This window comes from Pseudomonas sp. FFPRI_1, from assembly GCF_055384485.1.
Window position 1 is genome coordinate 2,507,121 of record NZ_AP029168.1, and the last position, 18,147, is coordinate 2,525,267.

General features: G+C 62.3%; 14 protein-coding genes. 6 read left to right on the plus strand and 8 right to left on the minus strand.

All coding sequences use genetic code 11. The features are described 5' to 3' along the window. The first annotated feature begins 104 nt into the window (after positions 1–104). On the plus strand, positions 105–338 hold the full coding sequence (locus ACZ5BO_RS11375; protein ID WP_011060267.1) for a hypothetical protein: 234 nt from the start codon (positions 105–107) through the stop codon (positions 336–338). 103 nt (positions 339–441) lie between these two features. Here ACZ5BO_RS11375 and sulA read toward each other — a convergent pair whose 3' ends face one another. Both sulA and lexA read right to left on the minus strand, forming a co-directional pair. Beyond that, positions 442–915, minus strand: a complete 474-nt coding sequence (gene sulA, locus ACZ5BO_RS11380) for an SOS-induced cell division inhibitor SulA (protein WP_025128849.1) — start codon at positions 913–915, stop codon at positions 442–444. Between the two features lie 10 nt (positions 916–925). Next, positions 926–1,531, minus strand: a complete 606-nt coding sequence (gene lexA, locus ACZ5BO_RS11385; protein WP_025128850.1) for a transcriptional repressor LexA — start codon at positions 1,529–1,531, stop codon at positions 926–928. A gap of 251 nt (positions 1,532–1,782) precedes the next feature. Between lexA and ACZ5BO_RS11390 the strand changes: the two genes are divergently transcribed. Beyond that, positions 1,783–2,490 carry a TetR/AcrR family transcriptional regulator gene (locus ACZ5BO_RS11390; protein WP_025128851.1) on the plus strand — a complete coding sequence of 236 codons (708 nt, stop codon included), beginning with the start codon at positions 1,783–1,785 and terminating at the stop codon, positions 2,488–2,490. Positions 2,491–2,691: 201 nt separating this feature from the next. Beyond that, positions 2,692–3,690 (plus strand): beta-N-acetylhexosaminidase, encoded by a 999-nt coding sequence (nagZ, locus tag ACZ5BO_RS11395; protein WP_464701230.1) that lies wholly within the window; start codon positions 2,692–2,694, stop codon positions 3,688–3,690. A gap of 66 nt (positions 3,691–3,756) precedes the next feature. On the opposite strand, the gene ACZ5BO_RS11400 is transcribed toward nagZ, so the two are convergent. The 3 genes from ACZ5BO_RS11400 to mfd are packed head-to-tail and all read right to left on the minus strand — an operon-like array spanning position 3,757 to position 10,485. After that, positions 3,757–6,447, minus strand: coding sequence for an SNF2-related protein (locus ACZ5BO_RS11400; protein ID WP_464699772.1), 2,691 nt, complete (start codon positions 6,445–6,447; stop codon positions 3,757–3,759). Between the two features lie 11 nt (positions 6,448–6,458). Next, entirely contained in the window at positions 6,459–7,025 is a 567-nt protein-coding gene (locus ACZ5BO_RS11405; RefSeq protein ID WP_464699774.1) for a CsiV family protein, read from the minus strand. A gap of 10 nt (positions 7,026–7,035) precedes the next feature. Then, positions 7,036–10,485, minus strand: coding sequence for a transcription-repair coupling factor (gene mfd, locus ACZ5BO_RS11410; protein WP_025128855.1), 3,450 nt, complete (start codon positions 10,483–10,485; stop codon positions 7,036–7,038). A gap of 351 nt (positions 10,486–10,836) precedes the next feature. Here mfd and ACZ5BO_RS11415 point away from each other — a divergent pair, with 351 nt between their 5' ends. Continuing rightward, positions 10,837–12,300, plus strand: coding sequence for a glyceraldehyde-3-phosphate dehydrogenase (locus tag ACZ5BO_RS11415; protein WP_464699777.1), 1,464 nt, complete (start codon positions 10,837–10,839; stop codon positions 12,298–12,300). 160 nt (positions 12,301–12,460) lie between these two features. Here ACZ5BO_RS11415 and tcuC read toward each other — a convergent pair whose 3' ends face one another. After that, positions 12,461–13,753 carry a tricarballylate/proton symporter TcuC gene (gene tcuC, locus ACZ5BO_RS11420; RefSeq protein WP_464699779.1) on the minus strand — a complete coding sequence of 431 codons (1,293 nt, stop codon included), beginning with the start codon at positions 13,751–13,753 and terminating at the stop codon, positions 12,461–12,463. A gap of 329 nt (positions 13,754–14,082) precedes the next feature. Here tcuC and ACZ5BO_RS11425 point away from each other — a divergent pair, with 329 nt between their 5' ends. Further along, the gene (locus tag ACZ5BO_RS11425; RefSeq protein ID WP_464701232.1) at positions 14,083–15,057 is read left to right on the plus strand and encodes an FAD:protein FMN transferase; all 975 of its coding nucleotides are present in this window, start codon (positions 14,083–14,085) and stop codon (positions 15,055–15,057) included. Between the two features lie 201 nt (positions 15,058–15,258). Further along, a complete protein-coding gene (sthA, locus tag ACZ5BO_RS11430; protein WP_025128859.1) occupies positions 15,259–16,653 on the plus strand; it encodes a Si-specific NAD(P)(+) transhydrogenase in 1,395 nt (464 codons plus the stop codon). A gap of 42 nt (positions 16,654–16,695) precedes the next feature. Here the strand turns inward: sthA and ACZ5BO_RS11435 are convergent, their stop codons facing one another. Both ACZ5BO_RS11435 and ACZ5BO_RS11440 read right to left on the minus strand, forming a co-directional pair. Next, positions 16,696–17,418 (minus strand): glycerophosphodiester phosphodiesterase, encoded by a 723-nt coding sequence (locus ACZ5BO_RS11435; protein WP_464699781.1) that lies wholly within the window; start codon positions 17,416–17,418, stop codon positions 16,696–16,698. A gap of 50 nt (positions 17,419–17,468) precedes the next feature. After that, the gene (locus tag ACZ5BO_RS11440) at positions 17,469–18,056 is read right to left on the minus strand and encodes a PilZ domain-containing protein (protein WP_464699783.1); all 588 of its coding nucleotides are present in this window, start codon (positions 18,054–18,056) and stop codon (positions 17,469–17,471) included. Positions 18,057–18,147: the final 91 nt, after the last annotated feature.

Below are 18,147 nucleotides of genomic sequence, written 5' to 3' on the forward strand. Positions count from 1 at the left end.
TGCAGTGGGATGTGCCTTTTAGTCGGGCGTCCTGGTTCAAGATCCCGAGCGAGGGCTGGGCGATGACTGATATAATCCCGCCCTTTCGTGGAGAACAGACCTATATGCCAACGTCCTTTCTAGAAATTGTCGAGTTGCCAGACGGCCGTATCGAGCTGCGCAGAGCTGAGGACGAGGGTTCTCTGGTTACTTTGGATTTCTCCGAGGATGCCAAAGCCTTTCTGCAGGGACAGCATGTTGAAGTGGCCAAAGCCATGTTGAGTGTCGGCGTACAGATGGCCGGGCGCCTGGTTGAAGGCGAAATCGACAAGGAAGACGGTCCGCGGGTTCTTCACTAAGTCCGTTTATCGGCTTTTATCCGGTCATTCGTCGTATTTGTTTCGGCTTCTCAATCCTGGAGAAGCCCGTGCGATTCAAGCACTTTTCCAGCGCTCCCGCTGTTTACCCCAGGCGAATATTCAGACTCTGTGCGTCGCCAGTACGTGCGGCGCTGATCAGTTGTTGCCGGGCGCTGGTGCTCAACGGGTTCAGCCAGCTCACTACGGTATGGCTGCGGCCCAGGCGCAGGGCTTCACAGGCCAGTTGCTGCGGGCTCTGATTGCCCCGCGGGTGCAGCAGCAGGATGCGTTCGCGATTCAGCCCGGCATCTCGCAGCCAGCTTTGAGTCAGGCTGGAGGGCGGGGAGATCAGGGTCAGCCAGCGCGCATCCTGTTCCTCGCTCAGTTCCCTGAGGATGGGGGCCAGCAGGTTCAGGCAGTTCCCGGCAGCGCCGCGTAACGACAGTTCGCTGAAGGCGTCCGGTTCTTTGTTCCAGGGCGCCTCGGCCACTTCCTTGAGCGCTGGCACCAATGGTTGGGCCAGGAATGCTTCGAACAGGGGCAACTGGGCTTGCTGTGGTGTGTGGGGGAACTGCATGGAGCCTCCTTTAGCGGCGAATAACGCCGACGCTCAAGCCTTCGATCACCAGTTCCTGATCTTTCAGGTTGACTTCGATGGGGGCGAATTCAGGGTTCTCGGCGATCAGCCAGACCTTGCTGCCTTCGCGCTTGAAGCGCTTGACCGTGACTTCATCGCCAATGCGCGCTACCACCACCTGGCCGTTACGGGCTTCGCGAGTGGTGTGCACCGCCAGCAGGTCGCCGTCGAAGATGCCGATGTCCTTCATGCTCATGCCGTGTACCCGAAGCAGATAGTCGGCACGAGGGTGGAAGAAGGCCGGGTTGATGTTGCAGGACTCTTCGATGTGTTGCTGGGCCAGGATCGGAGCGCCGGCGGCAACGCGACCGATAACGGGCAGCGAATCGTCGCTCTTGGCTTCAAAGCCCGGGATGCGAATGCCGCGCGAGGCTCCGGGCGTCATCTCGATGGCGCCTTTGCGAGCCAGGGCCTTGAGGTGTTCTTCGGCAGCGTTGGGCGATTTGAAACCCAGCTCCTGGGCAATCTCGGCGCGGGTCGGTGGGTAGCCGTTGTCTTCCAGGCAGCGCTTGATAAAAGCCAGAATCTCAGCTTGGCGTGGCGTCAGTTTTAGCATGTCGATCGCTCTGTCTTTTTATACAGTGACTGGGATTATATACAGTGGGCGTCACTTGGCAATCCTCGTTTTTCCCGGGGTCGCCGCAAGGTTGTCGTCGTGCTGAAGCAATCCACCGTCCAAGGCTGGCTACAGAGGCCGGCAGGTGTGATTAAATAGCCCGCCGGACGGCCTCTGCAGAGGCTGGCAGGCTTGACATTGCAGAGCCTGAAACGTATGTTTCAAACAAGTGTTTGTCAGGCGGAGTAGCCATGGCCCAGTCGGAAACCGTTGAACGCATTCTCGATGCTGCCGAGCAGTTGTTCGCGGAAAAAGGTTTTGCCGAAACCTCATTGCGGCTGATCACCAGCAAGGCCGGGGTCAACCTGGCTGCGGTCAACTATCACTTCGGCTCCAAGAAGGCCCTGATCCAGGCGGTGTTCTCGCGCTTCCTGGGGCCGTTCTGCATCAGCCTCGATCGCGAGCTGGAGCGTCGCCAGTCCAAGCCGGAGAGCAAGCCGAGCCTGGAAGAGCTGCTGGAAATCCTCGTCGAGCAGGCCCTGGTGGTGCAGCCGCGCAGTGGCAATGATCTGTCGATCTTCATGCGCCTGCTGGGTCTGGCTTTCAGTCAGAGCCAGGGGCATTTGCGACGTTATCTGGAAGACATGTACGGCAAGGTGTTCCGTCGCTACATGCTGCTGGTCAACGAAGCGGCGCCGCGCATTCCGCCGATCGAACTGTTCTGGCGCGTGCACTTCATGCTCGGAGCGGCCGCGTTCAGCATGTCCGGGATCAAGGCGCTGCGGGCCATCGCCGAAACCGATTTCGGGGTCAATACCTCCATCGAGCAGGTGATGCGGCTGATGGTGCCGTTCCTTGCGGCCGGCATGCGGGCTGAAACCGGCGTCACTGACGAAGCGATGGCCAGCGCCCAGCTCAAGCCCCGCAGCAAGTCAGCTCCGGCAGTCGCCAAGGCTTGATCTCACGGGTGGGCGGGTCAGCTTACATCCGCTAAGCTAGCCGCCCATGCCGACTCTCGTTTCATACCCTTTGTGCCTTCCCTTCGCCGACCCTGGCTGGCCTGGCTGCATTCATGGCGAATGCGGCCCTTTGTGCCTTCCCCGGGATCCATCGTTGATGGCGTGGGCATTCGTGTTTAAGGAATTTTTATGACTGCTGGCCTGCAAGGCTCCTTGATGGTGGACGTCGCCGGTACCTGGCTGACGGCCGAAGATCGCCAACTCCTGCGTCAGCCACAAGTGGGAGGGCTGATCATATTCGCGCGCAATATCGAGCACCCGCGCCAGGTGCGTGAGCTCTGTGCGGCGATTCGCTCCATTCGCCCGGATCTGCTGCTGGCGGTAGACCAGGAGGGCGGCCGGGTGCAGCGGCTGCGCCAGGGCTTTGTCCGCCTGCCGGCCATGCGCGCGCTGGCCGACAACCCGAATGCCGAGTACCTGGCCGAGCAGTGTGGCTGGATCATGGCCTCCGAAGTGCTGGCGGTGGGCCTGGACCTTAGCTTTGCTCCGGTCCTGGACCTGGACCATCAGCGCAGTGCGGTGGTCGGCAGCCGTGCCTTCGAGGGCGACCCCGAGCGTGCGGCCCTGCTGGCCGGGGCTTTTATCCGTGGGATGAACAGCGCCGGCATGGCGGCCACCGGCAAGCATTTTCCCGGGCACGGCTGGGCCGAGGCCGATTCCCACGTCGCCATCCCCAATGATGAGCGCAGCCTGGATGAAATTCGCGCCAGGGACTTGCTGCCGTTCGCTCGCCTGAGCAAGCAGCTGGCAGCGGTGATGCCGGCGCATGTGATCTACCCGCAGGTGGACCCTCAGCCGGCCGGTTTTTCCCGGCGCTGGCTGCAAGACATCCTGCGTGGCGAACTGCAGTTCGATGGGGTGATCTTCAGCGATGATCTGTCCATGGCCGGCGCTCATGTGGTGGGCGATGCTGCGAGTCGCATCGAGGCGGCGCTGTCTGCCGGTTGTGACATGGGCCTGGTGTGCAACGATCGTGCTGCGGCCGAGTTGGCCCTGAGTGCGGTGCAGCGCCTGAAGGTGCGGCCATCACCGCGAATCGCGCGGATGCGCGGGCAGGCTGTTGCCAGCGTCGAATACAAGCAGGATCCGCGCTGGCTCACTGCGCTGGGTGCCCTCAAGGCCGCTCAGTTGATCGACTGAGGAGGAGGGGCGCCGGTCATTCTCCGGTGCCCTTCATGGATTGCCCCGAACTGGCCGGGGGCGGGATCAGCGGCTGGCCTTCTTGTCCGGCAGCGGCGCGAACAACGCCTCGATGTCTTCGCTCTGCAGCTTCCAGTCGCCCGCCTTGCGCCCATCCAGTACTCCCGCCGCCAGGTCCGATTTCTCCTGTTGCAGGTGCTGGATCTTCTCCTCCACCGTGCCCCGGGCAATCAGTTTGTAGACGAACACCGGTTTCTCCTGGCCGATGCGGTAGGCGCGGTCGGTGGCCTGGCTTTCGGTCGCCGGGTTCCACCAGGGGTCGTAGTGGATCACCGTATCGGCTTCGGTCAGGTTGAGGCCGACACCGCCGGCCTTGAGGCTGATGAGGAAAATCTGCAGCTTGCCACTCTGGAAGTCGCGCACTGGTGTGCGCCGGTCCCGGGTCTGGCCGGTCAGCAGGGCGTAGGCGATGTTGCGCCGTTTCAGCTCGGCCTCGATCAGGCTGAGCATCGAGGTGAACTGCGAGAACAGCAGGATACGTCGACCTTCCTCGAACAGCTCTTCAAGCATGGCCATCAGGCTGTCGAGCTTGCCCGACGAACTGCCCCGGGCCGGTGGCTGGTCGTTGACCAGGCGCAGGTCACAGCACACCTGGCGCAGCTTGAGCAGGGCTTCGAGAATGATGATCTGGCTGCGGGCCACGCCCTTGCGGGTGATCTCGTCGCGGACCTTCTTGTCCATGGCCAGGCGCATGGTTTCGTAGACATCACGCTGCGCTTCGTTGAGTTCGACCCAGTGGATGATCTCGGTCTTGGGCGGCAGCTCGGTCGCCACCTGTTCCTTGGTGCGGCGCAGCAGGAAGGGCTTGATCCGGCCATTGAGGTGCTGCAGGCGCACTTCGCTGGCGTGCTTCTCGATCGGCACCCGGTAGTCGCGGTTGAAGCTCTTGGCATCGCCGAGCCAGCCCGGCAGCAGGAAGTGAAACAGCGACCAGAGTTCCCCCAGGTGGTTTTCCAGGGGCGTGCCGGACAGGCACAGGCGCTGCCGGGCGTTGAGCTCCCGGGCGGCCTGGGCGGCCTTGCTCGACGGGTTCTTGATGTACTGCGCCTCATCCAGGATCAGCACGTGCAAGGGTTGCGCCGCCAACCGCTCGATGTCCTTGGGTAGCAGCGCGTAAGTCGTCAACAGCAGGTCGTAGTCGGCCAGTTGTTCGAAATGTCTTTTGCGCCCGGCGCCATACAGTGCCAGGACCTTGAGTTGCGGAGTGAAGTGCGCGGCCTCGTCCAGCCAGTTGGGAATCAGGCTGGTGGGCATCACCACCATGCAGGGGCGGTCCAGGCGCCCGGCGTTTTTCTCGCTCAGAATGTGCGCCAGGGTCTGCAGGGTTTTCCCCAGCCCCATGTCGTCGGCGAGGATGCCGCCCACCTCCAGCTGTCGCAGGGACTGCATCCAGCTCAGTCCTTCGAGTTGGTAAGGGCGCAAGGTGGCATTCAAACCCTGCGGTACCGGCGCCGAGTAGTCCCTGATGTCCCGCAGGCGCTGGGCAAAGGTACGGATGTGCTCGCCGCCTTCCCAGAGCAGCGGCAGGTCCTGCAGCGGGTTGAGGCGCGTGGCGTCGGCGCTGCTCAGGCGCAGGGTGGTCTCTCCCGGTTCCTGCAGGTAGAACTCGCCCAGGGTCGCCAGTACCGGTTTCAGGCGGCCATAGGGCAGGGCCACTTGCAGCGGGCCATGGGGAGAGTTGGGGCGATTGGGGATGTTCACCAGGATCAACTCGTCGTCACGGCGCCTGGCCAGGCGTTCGGGGTTGAGGATCTCGGTGTGGGAGCGCATCAGGTTGAGCAGGATCGGCAGCAGGCTCAAGCGTTCGCCGTTGACGATGATCCCCAGTTCCAGGTCGAACCAGTCGCGCCCCGGCACTTCATCGACACTGGCATACCAGTCGTCCACCGCCGTTAGGTCGAAACCGAAGTCCTCGTCGATCTGCAGTTCCCAGCCCTGGCTGCGCAGCTTCGGCAACTCATTGAGGGTGAAGGTCAGCCAGGCGCTGTCGTTGACCATCTCGAACAACTCGCCGGCGCTTTCCGGGAGTGCCTTGCTCTGCCGGGTAGCGATCTTGAAACCCACGCCGCGCAACTGTTCGCGGTAGCCTTGTTCCAACTCCGGCTGGCGCTTGATTCTCAAGCTCTGGTGTTCCTGGCGGATGATCAGATCGGCATTCTTCTGTCCGCTGGCGTATTCGCCCTGATAGTTGAACGACAGGGCTGCGCGGTGCTGGATGTAGCGCTGCATCTTGCCATTGCGCGGCTCGAAGGCGCTGAACTCGATACTTGCCAGCCACAGGCGCGGTACTGGCTGCACGTCGTCGAGCAGTTGCTGGGGGAGCGCTGGAGGGCGACGGCTGTCGAGGACGGCAGAGAGTTTCTCCAGCAACTCGGCATCCTGTGCCGCCGCTGGGTAGGCCAGGGTCTCTTGCACGTGCAGCAATACTGCGGCGATGTGCTTGCAGTTGCTGTGGACCGGGCAGGTGCAATGTCCGTCGATCAGCAGCAGGCTGCCCTTGCTCGATTCGCGCAGGTGGATGGTCTGACGATAGACGCTGTCTCCGGAGCCTTGGCAACTGGCAGTGATAGCGCTGTCTCCAGCACTGACGATGCGCACGCGTTTTTCCAGGGCGTAGCGTCGGCCACGTTCCAGGACCTGCTCCTTGAAGCGGTTGATCCAGGACGGGGCCAGGGGTTTGGTCAGGGGCGGGGTCATAGGGACTTCAATCAGTCCGGAATTTCAGTTGGCGCAGGACGGGGCGCCGGTGCGGTAAGCGAGGTGATCTTGATCAGCAGCGCCAGGTGTCCGTTGTCCAGGTAGTTGAGCTGGCCGTTCTTGGTGTGGCTTTGCTGCTTCAGGCGTTCACTGCGGGTGACCAAGCCATTGCTGTCGATCTGGTTGATCCAGAAGTCGGCGTCCACGTCGGTAAAGCGCCCGAGCTTGAGGGCCAGGGTGCCTTCGATGGGGAACTGGCCGAACTGCTCCGGACCGTCGCTGAGGGCGACCTTGACCGGGGTTTCTCCCAGGGTTTGTTGCCAGGCCTTGTGCAGCAACACGCTGTAGTTGCCGCTGGCATCAAGTTTTTCCACGATCGGGCCAAGGGATGGGGTGCGCTGGCTGTCCGCAGGCAGGCGCTGGGCCCCGGCAGCCCAGTCTTCCGGTGCGGTCCGGCTGAGGATCGGCGGTTCGGCATTCTGGCGGATCAGGATCATTTCCACCTGGTACAGGTCATCGGCAAAGGCCATGGGCGCGACCAGGATCAGCAACAGGGGCAAGCAGCGAAGCAGGCGCATGGGGCGTCCTTCAAGCAGTTTTCGGGGTGAGGCGTTCAAACAGCGCCTCCAATGTATTAAAGCGCTCTTCCGGGCGTTCCATCGGCACCATGAACTTGAACTGTGTTGCGCCTTCGAACTTGTAGCGTTTGGGCTGGCCCTGGATCAGCTTGATCAGCGCCAGCGGGTCCACCGGGGTATCGGCGGCGAACTCGATGCGCCCGCCTTGCGGGCCGCCATCGACCTTCTTGATCCCCAGTTGCTCGGCCTGGAGTTTGAGCAGGGTCAGGCGGATCAGGTTCTTGGTGGGCTCGGGCAGCAGGCCGAAGCGGTCGATCATTTCCACTTGCAGATCCTTCAGGCCGTCCTCGTCGGTGGCCGAGGCGATGCGCTTGTAGAGGATCAGTCGGGCGTGGACGTCCGGCAGGTAGTCCTCGGGAATCAAGGCCGGCAGGCGCAGGTTGATTTCCGGACCGCCACCTAGGGGCTGGTCGAGGTTCGGCTGCTCGCCCTTGCGAATGGCTTTCACCGCGCGTTCGAGCATTTCCATATAGAGGGTGAAGCCCACGGCCTGGATCTGCCCGCTCTGACCGTCGCCCAGCAGTTCGCCGGCGCCGCGGATCTCCAGGTCGTTGGTGGCCAGGACGAAACCGGCGCCCAGGTCCTGGGTATTGGCGATGGCTTCCAGGCGCTTCTCCGCGTCCGGGGTGATTTGCTGGCGCGGCGGCGTCAGCAGGTAGGCATAGGCCTGGTGGTGGCTGCGGCCGACCCGGCCGCGCAGTTGGTGCAACTGGGCCAGGCCGAACTTGTCGGCGCGCTCGATGATGATGGTGTTGGCGCTGGGCACGTCGATCCCGGTCTCGATGATGGTCGAGGCGATCAGTACGTTGAAGCGCTTGTGGTAGAAGTCGCTCATCACCTGCTCGAGTTCGCGTTCGCGCATCTGCCCATGGCCGATGCCGATCCGAGCCTCGGGCACCAGTTCCGCGAGGTCGGCGGCGCATTTCTCGATGGTTTTCACGTCGTTGTGCAGGTAGTACACCTGGCCACCCCGTAGCAGCTCGCGCAGCAGGGCCTCCTTCACCGTGCTCTTGTTCTGCTCCATGACGAAGGTGCGCACCGACAGGCGGCGAGCCGGCGGCGTAGCGATGATCGACAGGTCGCGCATGCCCGAGACGGCCATGTTCAGGGTCCGCGGGATCGGCGTGGCGGTCAGGGTGAGGATGTCGACTTCGCTGCGCAAGGCCTTGAGCTGTTCTTTCTGGCGCACGCCGAAACGGTGTTCCTCGTCGATGATCACCAGGCCCAGGTTCTTGATCTTTACATCGTCCTGCAACAGCTTGTGGGTGCCGATGACGATATCGATCTTGCCTTCGGCGAGGTCAGCCACCGCGGCATTCACCTCCTTGGCCGACTTGAAGCGGCTCATCACCTCCACAGTCACCGGCCAGTCGGCGAAGCGGTCGCGGAAGCTGTTGTAGTGCTGTTGGGCGAGCAGGGTGGTGGGCACCAGGATTGCCACCTGGCGCCCGCCGTGTACGGCAATGAAGGCGGCACGCATGGCCACTTCGGTCTTGCCGAAGCCGACGTCGCCACACACCAGGCGATCCATGGGCTTGGGCGAGAGCATGTCCTCGCGCACGGCTTCGATGGTGCTCTGCTGGTCCGGGGTTTCCTCGAACGGGAAGCCGGCGCTGAAGGTGGCATAGTCGGCCTTGGGGTCGGCGAAGGCATAGCCTTCACGGGCGGCGCGACGGGCATAGATGTCCAGCAGTTCGGCGGCCACGTCGCGCACTTGCTCGGCGGCCTTGCGCTTGGCTTTCTGCCAGGCTTCCGAGCCCAGGCGGTGCAGCGGCGCCAGGGCATCGTCGCTGCCGGTATAGCGGGCGATCAGGTGCAGGTTGGCCACGGGCACGTAGAGCTTGGCGCCCTCGGCGTATTCCAGGGTGAGGAATTCGGCGGCCTGATTGTCGATTTCCAGGGTCGCCAGGCCCAGGTAGCGGCCGACGCCGTGGTCGATGTGCACCACCGGCGCACCTTCACGCAGTTCGGTGAGGTTCTTGATTACCGCGTCGTTGTTGGCATCGGCGCGCTTTTCCCGGCGCCGGCGCTGCATTACCCGCTGACCGAACAGCGGGCTTTCCGCCACCAGGGCCAGGGCTGGATCGTCCAGCACCAGGCCCTCGTCCAGGGGCGCGATGGTGATTGCCAGGCGCTCCTTGCTGGCGACGAAGTCCGGCCAGTTGTCGACGGTCTTGGGCCGCAGCTTGAGGCGTTCCAGCAGTTCCAGCAGCACCTCGCGGCGCCCGGCGGATTCAGCGGTGAACAGCACCCGGCCGGGGAACTCGTCGAGGAACCCCGCGAGCGCTGCCAGCGGCTGGTTGGCCTTGGCTTCAATCGCCAGGTTGGGCAACTCCTGGGCCGGGAAGCGCTCGCGGCCGACACCGGTCTCGATGTCCTGCTGGCTGGCGACCACCCGTGGCCAGCTTTTCAGGCGGGCGAAACAGTCTTCCACCGGCAGGAACAATTCCGCAGGCGGCAGCAGTGGGCGCGCCGGGTCCACGCGGCGTTCTTCGTAGCGCCCGCGCACGTCGTTCCAGAAGTTCTCCGCCGCTTGCTCGATGCCGGGCAGGGAGAACACCTGGGTGTCCTGGGGCAGGTAATCGAACAGGGTCGAGGTTTCTTCGAAGAACAGGGGCAGGTAGTACTCGATACCGGCCGGGGTGATGCCGCTGCTCAGGTCCTGGAAGATCGGGCAGCGACGGAAGTCCACATCGAAGCGCTCGCGAAAGCGTGCCTTGAAGCGGGTCACCGCTTCTTTCTGCAGGGGGAACTCCTTGGCCGGCAGCAGGCGCACCGAGTCGACCTTGTCGATGGAGCGCTGATTCTCCGGGTCGAAGGTGCGCAGGGTCTCGATTTCGTCATCGAACAGGTCGATGCGGTAAGGCAGCTTGCTGCCCATCGGGAACAGGTCGATCAATGCACCGCGCACGGTGAACTCGCCGTGCTCGTAGACCGTGTCGACGTAGCGGTAGCCGCTGGCTTCCAGGCGCGTGCGCATCTGTTCGACGTCGAGCTTCTGGCCAACGTCCAGTACCAGGCTGCTGCCCAGCAGGAACTGGGTCGGCGCCAGGCGGTGCAGGGCGGTGGTGATCGGCACCACCAGCACACCGTGTTCCAGCTCCGGCAGCCGGTACAGGCTGGCGATGCGCTGGGAAATGATGTCCTGGTGCGGCGAGAACAAGTCGTAGGGCAAGGTTTCCCAATCGGGGAAATGCAGTACCGGCAGATCCGGGGCGAAGAAGCTCAGCTCCTGCTCCAGTCGATCGGCGCTTTGGCTGTCGGCGGTCAGCAAGAGGGTGAAGCGCTTGGCAGCGCTGGCGGCTTCGGCGATGGCCAGGCTCAGCGCGGCACCGGGCAGATTGCCCCAATGCTGTTTGCCGGCGGCGGAAGGGAGTAGCGGTAGACGCAGGACGGGCACGGACGGTCTAGCTCCAAGCGTTGCGACAAAGTCGGTAATTGTAACGGGGCAGGGGGCTGACTGTCAGTTGCAGATGTGCATGATGGGCAGTTCTGGAAAATGTAGTGGCAATGACAAAATAATCGGTTTTTTGTAGTGATATGTAGTGCCAAAACCGGGCAGTGTTACGGAGGGTTACAGACAACACCCGCGCCGCATCAAAAAATTGACGCTGCTGGAAGCCGCGTATTTGCTGGGTTCTAGCGCGGCGTTATTTTTTTGCAAGGGCTTTTGTTACGTTCCGCACGACAGGCGCGCATTGCTACGCAGGGGACTCGGCGGCATAATGTAGCCCCTTTTTTCTGCCCCTACATGTGGAAGGTTCCCGTGACTCAGAAGCCCGACCAGTGTCTTGGTGAATGGATCGACCGTGAAGCACTCGCAGAAGCGATGATTCCGCTTATCGGTCAGCTCTACCGCAATAACAATGTGGTGAGCTCGATCTATGGCCGCAGCCTGATCAACCAGTCTGTCATCGCGATTCTCAAAGCCCACCGCTTTGCTCGCCACCGTTCCTCCGACGACAGCGAACTCTCCGTCCACGAAACATTCCCACTGCTCAAGGCCATGAGCGAGCTCAAGCTCGGCGCGGCTTCGGTAGATTTGGGCAAGTTGGCGTTCAAATTCCGCAACGAAGGCAACGGCCGCACCGCCGAGCAGTTCGTGCGTGAAGAAATGGCTGACGTGGTTGGCCAGCAAAATGCTTCGGCCCGCAAAGGCACTGACGTTGTACTGTACGGCTTCGGTCGTATCGGCCGTCTGCTGGCGCGCATCCTGATCGAGAAAACCGGTGGTGGCGACGGCCTGCGTCTGCGTGCCATTGTCGTGCGCAAGGGCGCCGAGAATGACCTGACCAAGCGCGCCAGCCTGCTGCGTCGCGATTCGGTACATGGTTCGTTCAACGGCACCATCACCATCGACGAAGAAAACAACACCATCACCGCCAACGGTAACCTGATCCAGGTGATCTACGCGAAGAACCCGACCGAGGTGGATTACACCCAGTACGGCATCAAAGACGCGCTGCTGGTGGACAACACCGGTGTATGGCGTGATGCCGACGGCCTGGGCCAGCACCTGGCCTGCCCGGGTATCGACCGCGTTGTTCTGACTGCGCCTGGCAAGGGCAAGCTGAAGAACATCGTTCACGGTATCAACCACGCCGAAATCACTGCTGACGACAAGATCGTGTCCGCTGCTTCCTGCACCACCAACGCCATCGTGCCGGTGCTGAAGGCTGTGAATGACAAGTTCGGCATCATCAACGGTCACGTCGAAACCGTTCACTCGTACACCAACGACCAGAACCTGATCGACAACTTCCACAAGGGCGATCGCCGTGGCCGTAGCGCCGCGCTGAACATGGTCATCACCGAAACCGGTGCTGCTACCGCTGCTGCCAAGGCCCTGCCTGAGCTGGCCGGCAAGCTGACCGGTAACGCGATCCGCGTTCCAACGCCAAACGTGTCGATGGCCATTCTCAACCTGAACCTTGAGAAAGCCGCCACCCGTGAAGAGATGAACGAGTACCTGCGCTACATGGCGCTGCACTCCGATCTGCACAAGCAAATCGACTTCGTCAATTCCCAGGAAGTGGTGTCCACCGACTTCGTGGGCTCGCGTCACGCCGGTGTGGTCGACGCTGAAGCGACCATCGTTCAGGACAACCGCGTTGTTCTGTACGTCTGGTACGACAACGAGTTCGGTTACAGCTGCCAGGTAGTGCGCGTGATGGAAGACATGGCCGGGGTCAACCCGCCAGCATTCCCGCGCTAAGCGATCTGCTGCAATGAAAACGCCCCGACTTGTCGGGGCGTTTTTGTTGGTGGCTGTCGCCGGCAAGCCGACTCTTGCAACAACCTCGTTCCCGCAGGTTTCGCCGGCAAGCCGCACCGGCGCAATCCCGTAGGAGCCGGCTTGCCGGCGAAGCTTTGTATCAGGCGCCGCCAGCCGCCTGTGCAGTACGCAATTCGTGGCGATTGCCACGGAACAGCACCAGGGTTGCGATCAGCCCCAGCACCGCTGCGCCACTGAGCCAGATGCCCGGTGCTGCCTGGTTGCCCAGGACGTGGATCAGGTAGGTGCAGGCCGCCGGTGTGAAGCCGCCGAAGGTTGCGGTGGCCAGGCTGTAGGCCAGGGAGAAACCGGTGGTACGCACTTCCACCGGCATGATCTCGGTGAGGGCCACCACCATGGCGCCGTTGTACGAGCCGTAAAGGAAGGACAGCCACAGCTCGACGATCAGCAGGTGGCTGAAGCTGGGGTTGGCCACCAGCCATGACAGCGCCGGGTAGGCGGTGAAGATTGCCAGGATGGTGGCCCCCAGCAGCAGCGGCTTGCGGCCGATGCGGTCCGACAGCGAGCCCATGACCGGCAGCCAGAAGAAGTTCGACAGGCCAATGCATACGGTCACCAGCAGGGCGTCGAAGTCCGACAGGTGCAGTTCGGCCTTGCCGAAGGTCGGGGTGTAGGCGGTGATCAGGTAGAAGGACACGGTGGTCATCACCACCAGGGCCATGCCGGCGATGACGATGCCGAAGTTCTGGCCGATGGAGCGAATGATTTCCTGCAAGGTCGGGCGATGTTTGCGAGCCTGGAACTCGGGTGTTTCCTCTAGGGAACGACGGATCATGAAGATCGCCGGAACGATCATGCAACCCACCAGGAAGGGCACGCGCCAGCCCCAGTCACCCATTTGCTCGGGGCTCAGCCAGTGGTTGAGGCCCACCCCCAGCAAACCGGCAAACACCACGGCAGCCTGTTGGCTTGCCGATTGCCAGCTGACGAAGAAGCCCTTGCGGCCCGGGGTCGAGATCTCGGCCAGGTACACCGATACGCCGCCCAGTTCCACGCCGGCGGAAAAGCCCTGCAGCAGGCGACCCAGTAGCACCAGCAGCGGGGCGGCGACGCCGAGGGTGGCGTAGCCCGGCACGCAGGCAATCAGCACCGTGCCCGCGGCCATCAGTGCCAGGGTAATGATCAGGCCCTGGCGGCGACCGTGACGGTCGATATAGGCACCGAGGAAGATTGCACCCAGCGGACGCATCAGGAAGCCGGCGCCGAACGTGGCCAGAGACAGCATCAATGACGCGAAGGCGCTGTCGGCGGGGAAGAAGGTCTTGGCGATTGCCGTGGCGTAGAAGCCGTAGACCATGAAGTCGAACATCTCGAGAAAGTTGCCGCTGACAACGCGAAAGATCGCCTTGCCTTTGCCCGTGGTCGTGGACATTTTTTCACTCACTTTGGCTGTCTTGTTAGCAATCCCTGGTCGTTATGCGTCCCTTACTGCAAAGTCGGGGCTCGAAGCAGCACTCTGAACAGTTTTGTAACCATATGTGTATGAGTGGCGTCAGGCAACAAAAACTCTTGAATGGGTGAAGTGGCTCTAGACCAGGGCTCAGGCGCTGAGTCAGGGGCGAGGGGAGGTGCGCGAGCAGGTTCCGTCTGTCGCATAATGGCGCCCGGTGTAGCGAAACGACCCTGCGGGGTGGTTGATCAGGAGGGAAATCCTTGTCGGGTAAACAGCGGTTGCTATGGGGCGCCTTGTGCGGCGCGGCGGTGTTTTTGCAGGGCTGCGGTGGTGATCGCCTGGAAAGCATCTCCGGCCCGACCATGGGCAGTACCTACTCTGTGCAATACGTACGTCGTTCCAATGGCCCGGCAGTGTCTTTGGTCAAGCGCGAGGTCGAGGGGATTCTTGCCGAGGTCGATCGGCAGATGTCCACCTATCGCAGCGACTCGGATATCGAGCGCTTCAATGATCTGCCGGCCAACAGTTGCCAGCCGATGCCCGAGCCGGTGCTGCAGTTGGTGCGGGTTGGCGAGCAATTGTCCCGTGACAGCGATGGTGCTTTCGACCTGACAGTGGAGCCCCTGCTCAATCTCTGGGGCTTTGGCCCCCAGGGTCGCGAGGAGAAGGTTCCCAGTGCCACGGCGCTGGCGCAGGTGCGGCAGCGGGTTGGGCATGAGCACTTGCGTATCGAGGGTGCGCAGTTGTGCAAGGATGCGGCGGTGGAGGTGGATTTCAACAGTATTGCCGCCGGTTACGCCGTGGATCGAATGGCCGCCCGGCTCACAGAGTTGGGCGTCGAAAACTTTCTGGTCGAGGCCACCGGCGAGCTCAAGGCGGTTGGCCGCAAGGTGGACGGCTCGCCCTGGCGCATCGCCCTGGAGGAGCCGCGGGACGACCAACAGGTGGCCCAGCGGGTGATTGCCCTGGACGGTTATGGCGTATCCACGTCCGGCGACTACCGTAATTACTTCGAGCAGGACGGCCAGCGTTTTTCCCATACCTTCGACGCCCGGGTTGGCCGGCCCATCGCTCACAAGCTGGCTTCGGTGACGGTGATTCATCCTTCGGCGCTCATGGCCGATGGCCTGTCGACGCTGTTGCTGATTCTGGGCCCCGAGGCCGGCTGGAACTACGCGGAAAAGCAGCAGATTGGCGCATTTTTTGTGATGCGTGCCGATAAAGGCTTCGTCACACGTAGCAGCCCGGCGTTCGATGCATTGTTGGCCGGGGAAAAACAATAACCAGGCTGGCTGTTGTGAACGCTGTAGTGCAGGCAAAAGTAGCCTACGACGCGACCAAGGGTTAATGTGCGCGGCGTTGACGCTTCTATAGACTGTGCCCGGGTTCGTAACCGAGCCAAATTGATCCTTCATGCCGCTGGCCGCGGCATGATTTAGCCGGAGATGCCAGAAGGGTGTCTCGGCCTGTTCTGAGGAGTACGCATGGCTGTCTACAACTACGACGTAGTGGTGCTGGGCTCAGGCCCCGCTGGAGAAGGTGCGGCGATGAACGCCGCGAAAGCAGGACGCAAAGTGGCGATGGTCGATAGCCGTCGCCAGGTCGGCGGCAACTGCACCCACCTGGGTACCATTCCGTCCAAGGCCCTGCGTCACTCGGTCCGGCAGATCATGCAGTTCAACACCAACCCGATGTTCCGGGCTATCGGTGAGCCGCGCTGGTTCTCCTTCCCGGACGTGCTCAAGAGTGCCGAGAAGGTCATCTCCAAGCAGGTGGCCTCGCGCACCGGCTACTACGCCCGCAACCGGGTTGATGTGTTCTTCGGTACTGGCAGCTTCGCCGACGAGCAGACCGTGGAAGTGGTCTGCGCCAATGGCGTGGTGGAAAAACTGGTAGCCAAGCACATCATCATCGCCACCGGCTCGCGTCCCTATCGTCCGGCGGACATCGATTTTGGCCACCCGCGTATCTACGATAGCGACACCATCCTCAGCCTCGGCCACACCCCGCGCAAACTCATCGTTTATGGCGCCGGGGTCATCGGTTGCGAATACGCCTCGATCTTCAGTGGCCTGGGGGTGCTGGTAGAGCTGGTGGACAACCGCGGCCAACTGCTGAGCTTCCTGGATTCGGAGATTTCCCAGGCCCTGAGCTACCACTTCAGCAACAACAACATCACCGTGCGCCACAACGAGGAATACGACCGCGTTGAGGGTGTCGACAACGGGGTGATCCTGCATCTGAAGTCCGGCAAGAAGATCAAGGCCGACGCCTTGCTCTGGTGCAACGGCCGTACCGGCAACACCGACAAGCTGGGCATGGAGAACATCGGGGTCAAGGTCAACAGCCGTGGCCAGATCGAAGTCGACGAGAACTATCGCACCTGCGTGCCGAACATCTACGGCGCCGGTGACGTGATCGGCTGGCCGAGCCTGGCCAGTGCCGCCCACGACCAGGGCCGCTCCGCTGCCGGCAGCATTGTCGACAATGGCAGCTGGCGCTTCGTCAACGACGTACCGACCGGGATCTACACCATTCCCGAGATCAGCTCCATCGGCAAGAACGAGCAGGAACTGACCCAGGCCAAGGTGCCTTACGAAGTGGGCAAGGCGTTCTTCAAGGGCATGGCCCGGGCGCAGATCGCCGGCGAGCCGCAAGGCATGCTGAAGATCCTGTTCCACCGGGAAACCCTGGAAGTTCTCGGGGTGCACTGCTTCGGCTACCAGGCTTCGGAGATCGTGCACATTGGCCAGGCGATCATGAGCCAGCCGGGCGAACTCAACACCCTGAAGTACTTCGTCAACACCACCTTCAACTACCCGACCATGGCCGAAGCCTATCGGGTAGCCGCGTACGACGGCCTCAACCGGCTTTTTTGAGCGGCTCCGGCCGGTGGCCTGAGCCGGCCGGGGAGACCGATTTCAGTAATTCTCGAGAGTGGCGCTGGCCAAACCGGGAAAGTCTGTAATCAGGCTATCTACGCCGAAGTCGGCGAGCCTGCGTATCAGCGCCGGCTCGTTGACTGTCCACACCGACACATGCAAACCCTGACGCTGCGCCCGTTGCAGACGCTCCGGGGTGCACAGGGTCCAGTTCAGCGCAAGAATCTCGCAGCCATAGCTCTGGGCGACCTTCAACGGGTCGAGCCAGGCGTACTCGGCTACCAGTCCACGAGACAGGTCCGGCGTCAGCTCCACCGCGGCCTTCAAGACTTCCCGGGAGCTTGAGGTCACGGTGACCTTGTCCAGCAGGCCGAAACGCTGGGCCATTTCCCTGATGGCCAGCACCGTGGTCGCGGCGCGGGTGCGCGAGGCGCTCTTGACCTCCAACTGCCAGTGCTCGAAGTCGCATTTCTCGAACAGCTCTTCCAGGCGTGGGATCGGGCAGGGGCTGACCCAGCCCGGGCCACCCTTGCGCGCGTCGTAGGTCACCAGTTCGGCGGCGCTATGTTCCACCACCTTGCCGCGCCGGTCAGTGGTGCGCTTGAGAGTCGGGTCGTGAATCACCATCAGCTCGCCGTCCATGGACAGATGCAGGTCGAGCTCGCAGCGGCGTACGCCGTGCTTGAGGCATTCCTGAAAGCTGGTCAGGGTGTTTTCCGGTGCTTCGCCTTTAGCGCCACGATGGCCATAGATCAGGGTCACAATTGCTCCTTCACGGATGTTGTTCCTTTAGAGAGGGTCGGGCGTGCTGTTCAGCCGGCGGCCGGGTCGCTCTGTTCCCGGGCCAGGCGTCGCTGCTGTGCCTGTTTTTGCAGGATATAGCGCGCCAGCAACTGGCGCTGGGCGTCGGTCAATGCTTCGAACTCGGTGCCGACTTCGAAGGTGCCGAAGCTCTGGGGTTCGCAATGGGTGACCTTGGCCCGCAGCAGCAGGCCCAGGGCCTGGGGCATCAGCAGCAATTTCACCGCCAGGTGGCTGCCGCTGGGGTAGCTCTGGTGGTGGCTGAACTCGATGCCGCCTTCGGAGAGAATCACTCGTTGCGGTTCGCCGAACTTGCCGAGCACGGTCTGCGCCACCACCTGGCCCAGCAGGTCGATGCGCTTGTTCATCGCCTTGAGGTAGCTGGCCAGGGTGCGGTCACGCTCGCTGACCTGGCGCAGCAGGTGCTGGGATTCGAATTCGCTCAGGTGCAGTTCGCTGAGCAGATTGAACAGCGGCGACTCATCCTGCAACACTTCCTTGCTCGCCGCGTCGTGGGCGGACAGGGGGCTAATTTCCAGTGCGATCGTGTCCTCGATACGGTAGTATTCGCGGCGATCTTCTTCATCTAATGTCGACATGGCGAACCCATGGTAGAGGCAGTGGTCTGAGTGTAAAGCTGCTTACCAGGCCCCGCCACAAGGACGTCTTCTTTTCCTCCGAACAAGCCCC

Excerpts from the sequence above, each read along its gene's own strand:
- ACZ5BO_RS11375 (WP_011060267.1), top strand. The coding sequence starts at position 105 with ATGCCAACGTCCTTTCTAGAAATTGTCGAGTTGCCAGACGGCCGTATC.
- sulA (WP_025128849.1), bottom strand. The coding sequence starts at position 915 with ATGCAGTTCCCCCACACACCACAGCAAGCCCAGTTGCCCCTGTTCGAA.
- lexA (WP_025128850.1), bottom strand. The coding sequence starts at position 1,531 with ATGCTAAAACTGACGCCACGCCAAGCTGAGATTCTGGCTTTTATCAAG.
- ACZ5BO_RS11390 (WP_025128851.1), top strand. The coding sequence starts at position 1,783 with ATGGCCCAGTCGGAAACCGTTGAACGCATTCTCGATGCTGCCGAGCAG.
- ACZ5BO_RS11400 (WP_464699772.1), bottom strand. The coding sequence starts at position 6,447 with ATGACCCCGCCCCTGACCAAACCCCTGGCCCCGTCCTGGATCAACCGC.
- ACZ5BO_RS11405 (WP_464699774.1), bottom strand. The coding sequence starts at position 7,025 with ATGCGCCTGCTTCGCTGCTTGCCCCTGTTGCTGATCCTGGTCGCGCCC.
- ACZ5BO_RS11415 (WP_464699777.1), top strand. The coding sequence starts at position 10,837 with ATGTGGAAGGTTCCCGTGACTCAGAAGCCCGACCAGTGTCTTGGTGAA.
- tcuC (WP_464699779.1), bottom strand. The coding sequence starts at position 13,753 with ATGTCCACGACCACGGGCAAAGGCAAGGCGATCTTTCGCGTTGTCAGC.
- sthA (WP_025128859.1), top strand. The coding sequence starts at position 15,259 with ATGGCTGTCTACAACTACGACGTAGTGGTGCTGGGCTCAGGCCCCGCT.
- ACZ5BO_RS11440 (WP_464699783.1), bottom strand. The coding sequence starts at position 18,056 with ATGTCGACATTAGATGAAGAAGATCGCCGCGAATACTACCGTATCGAG.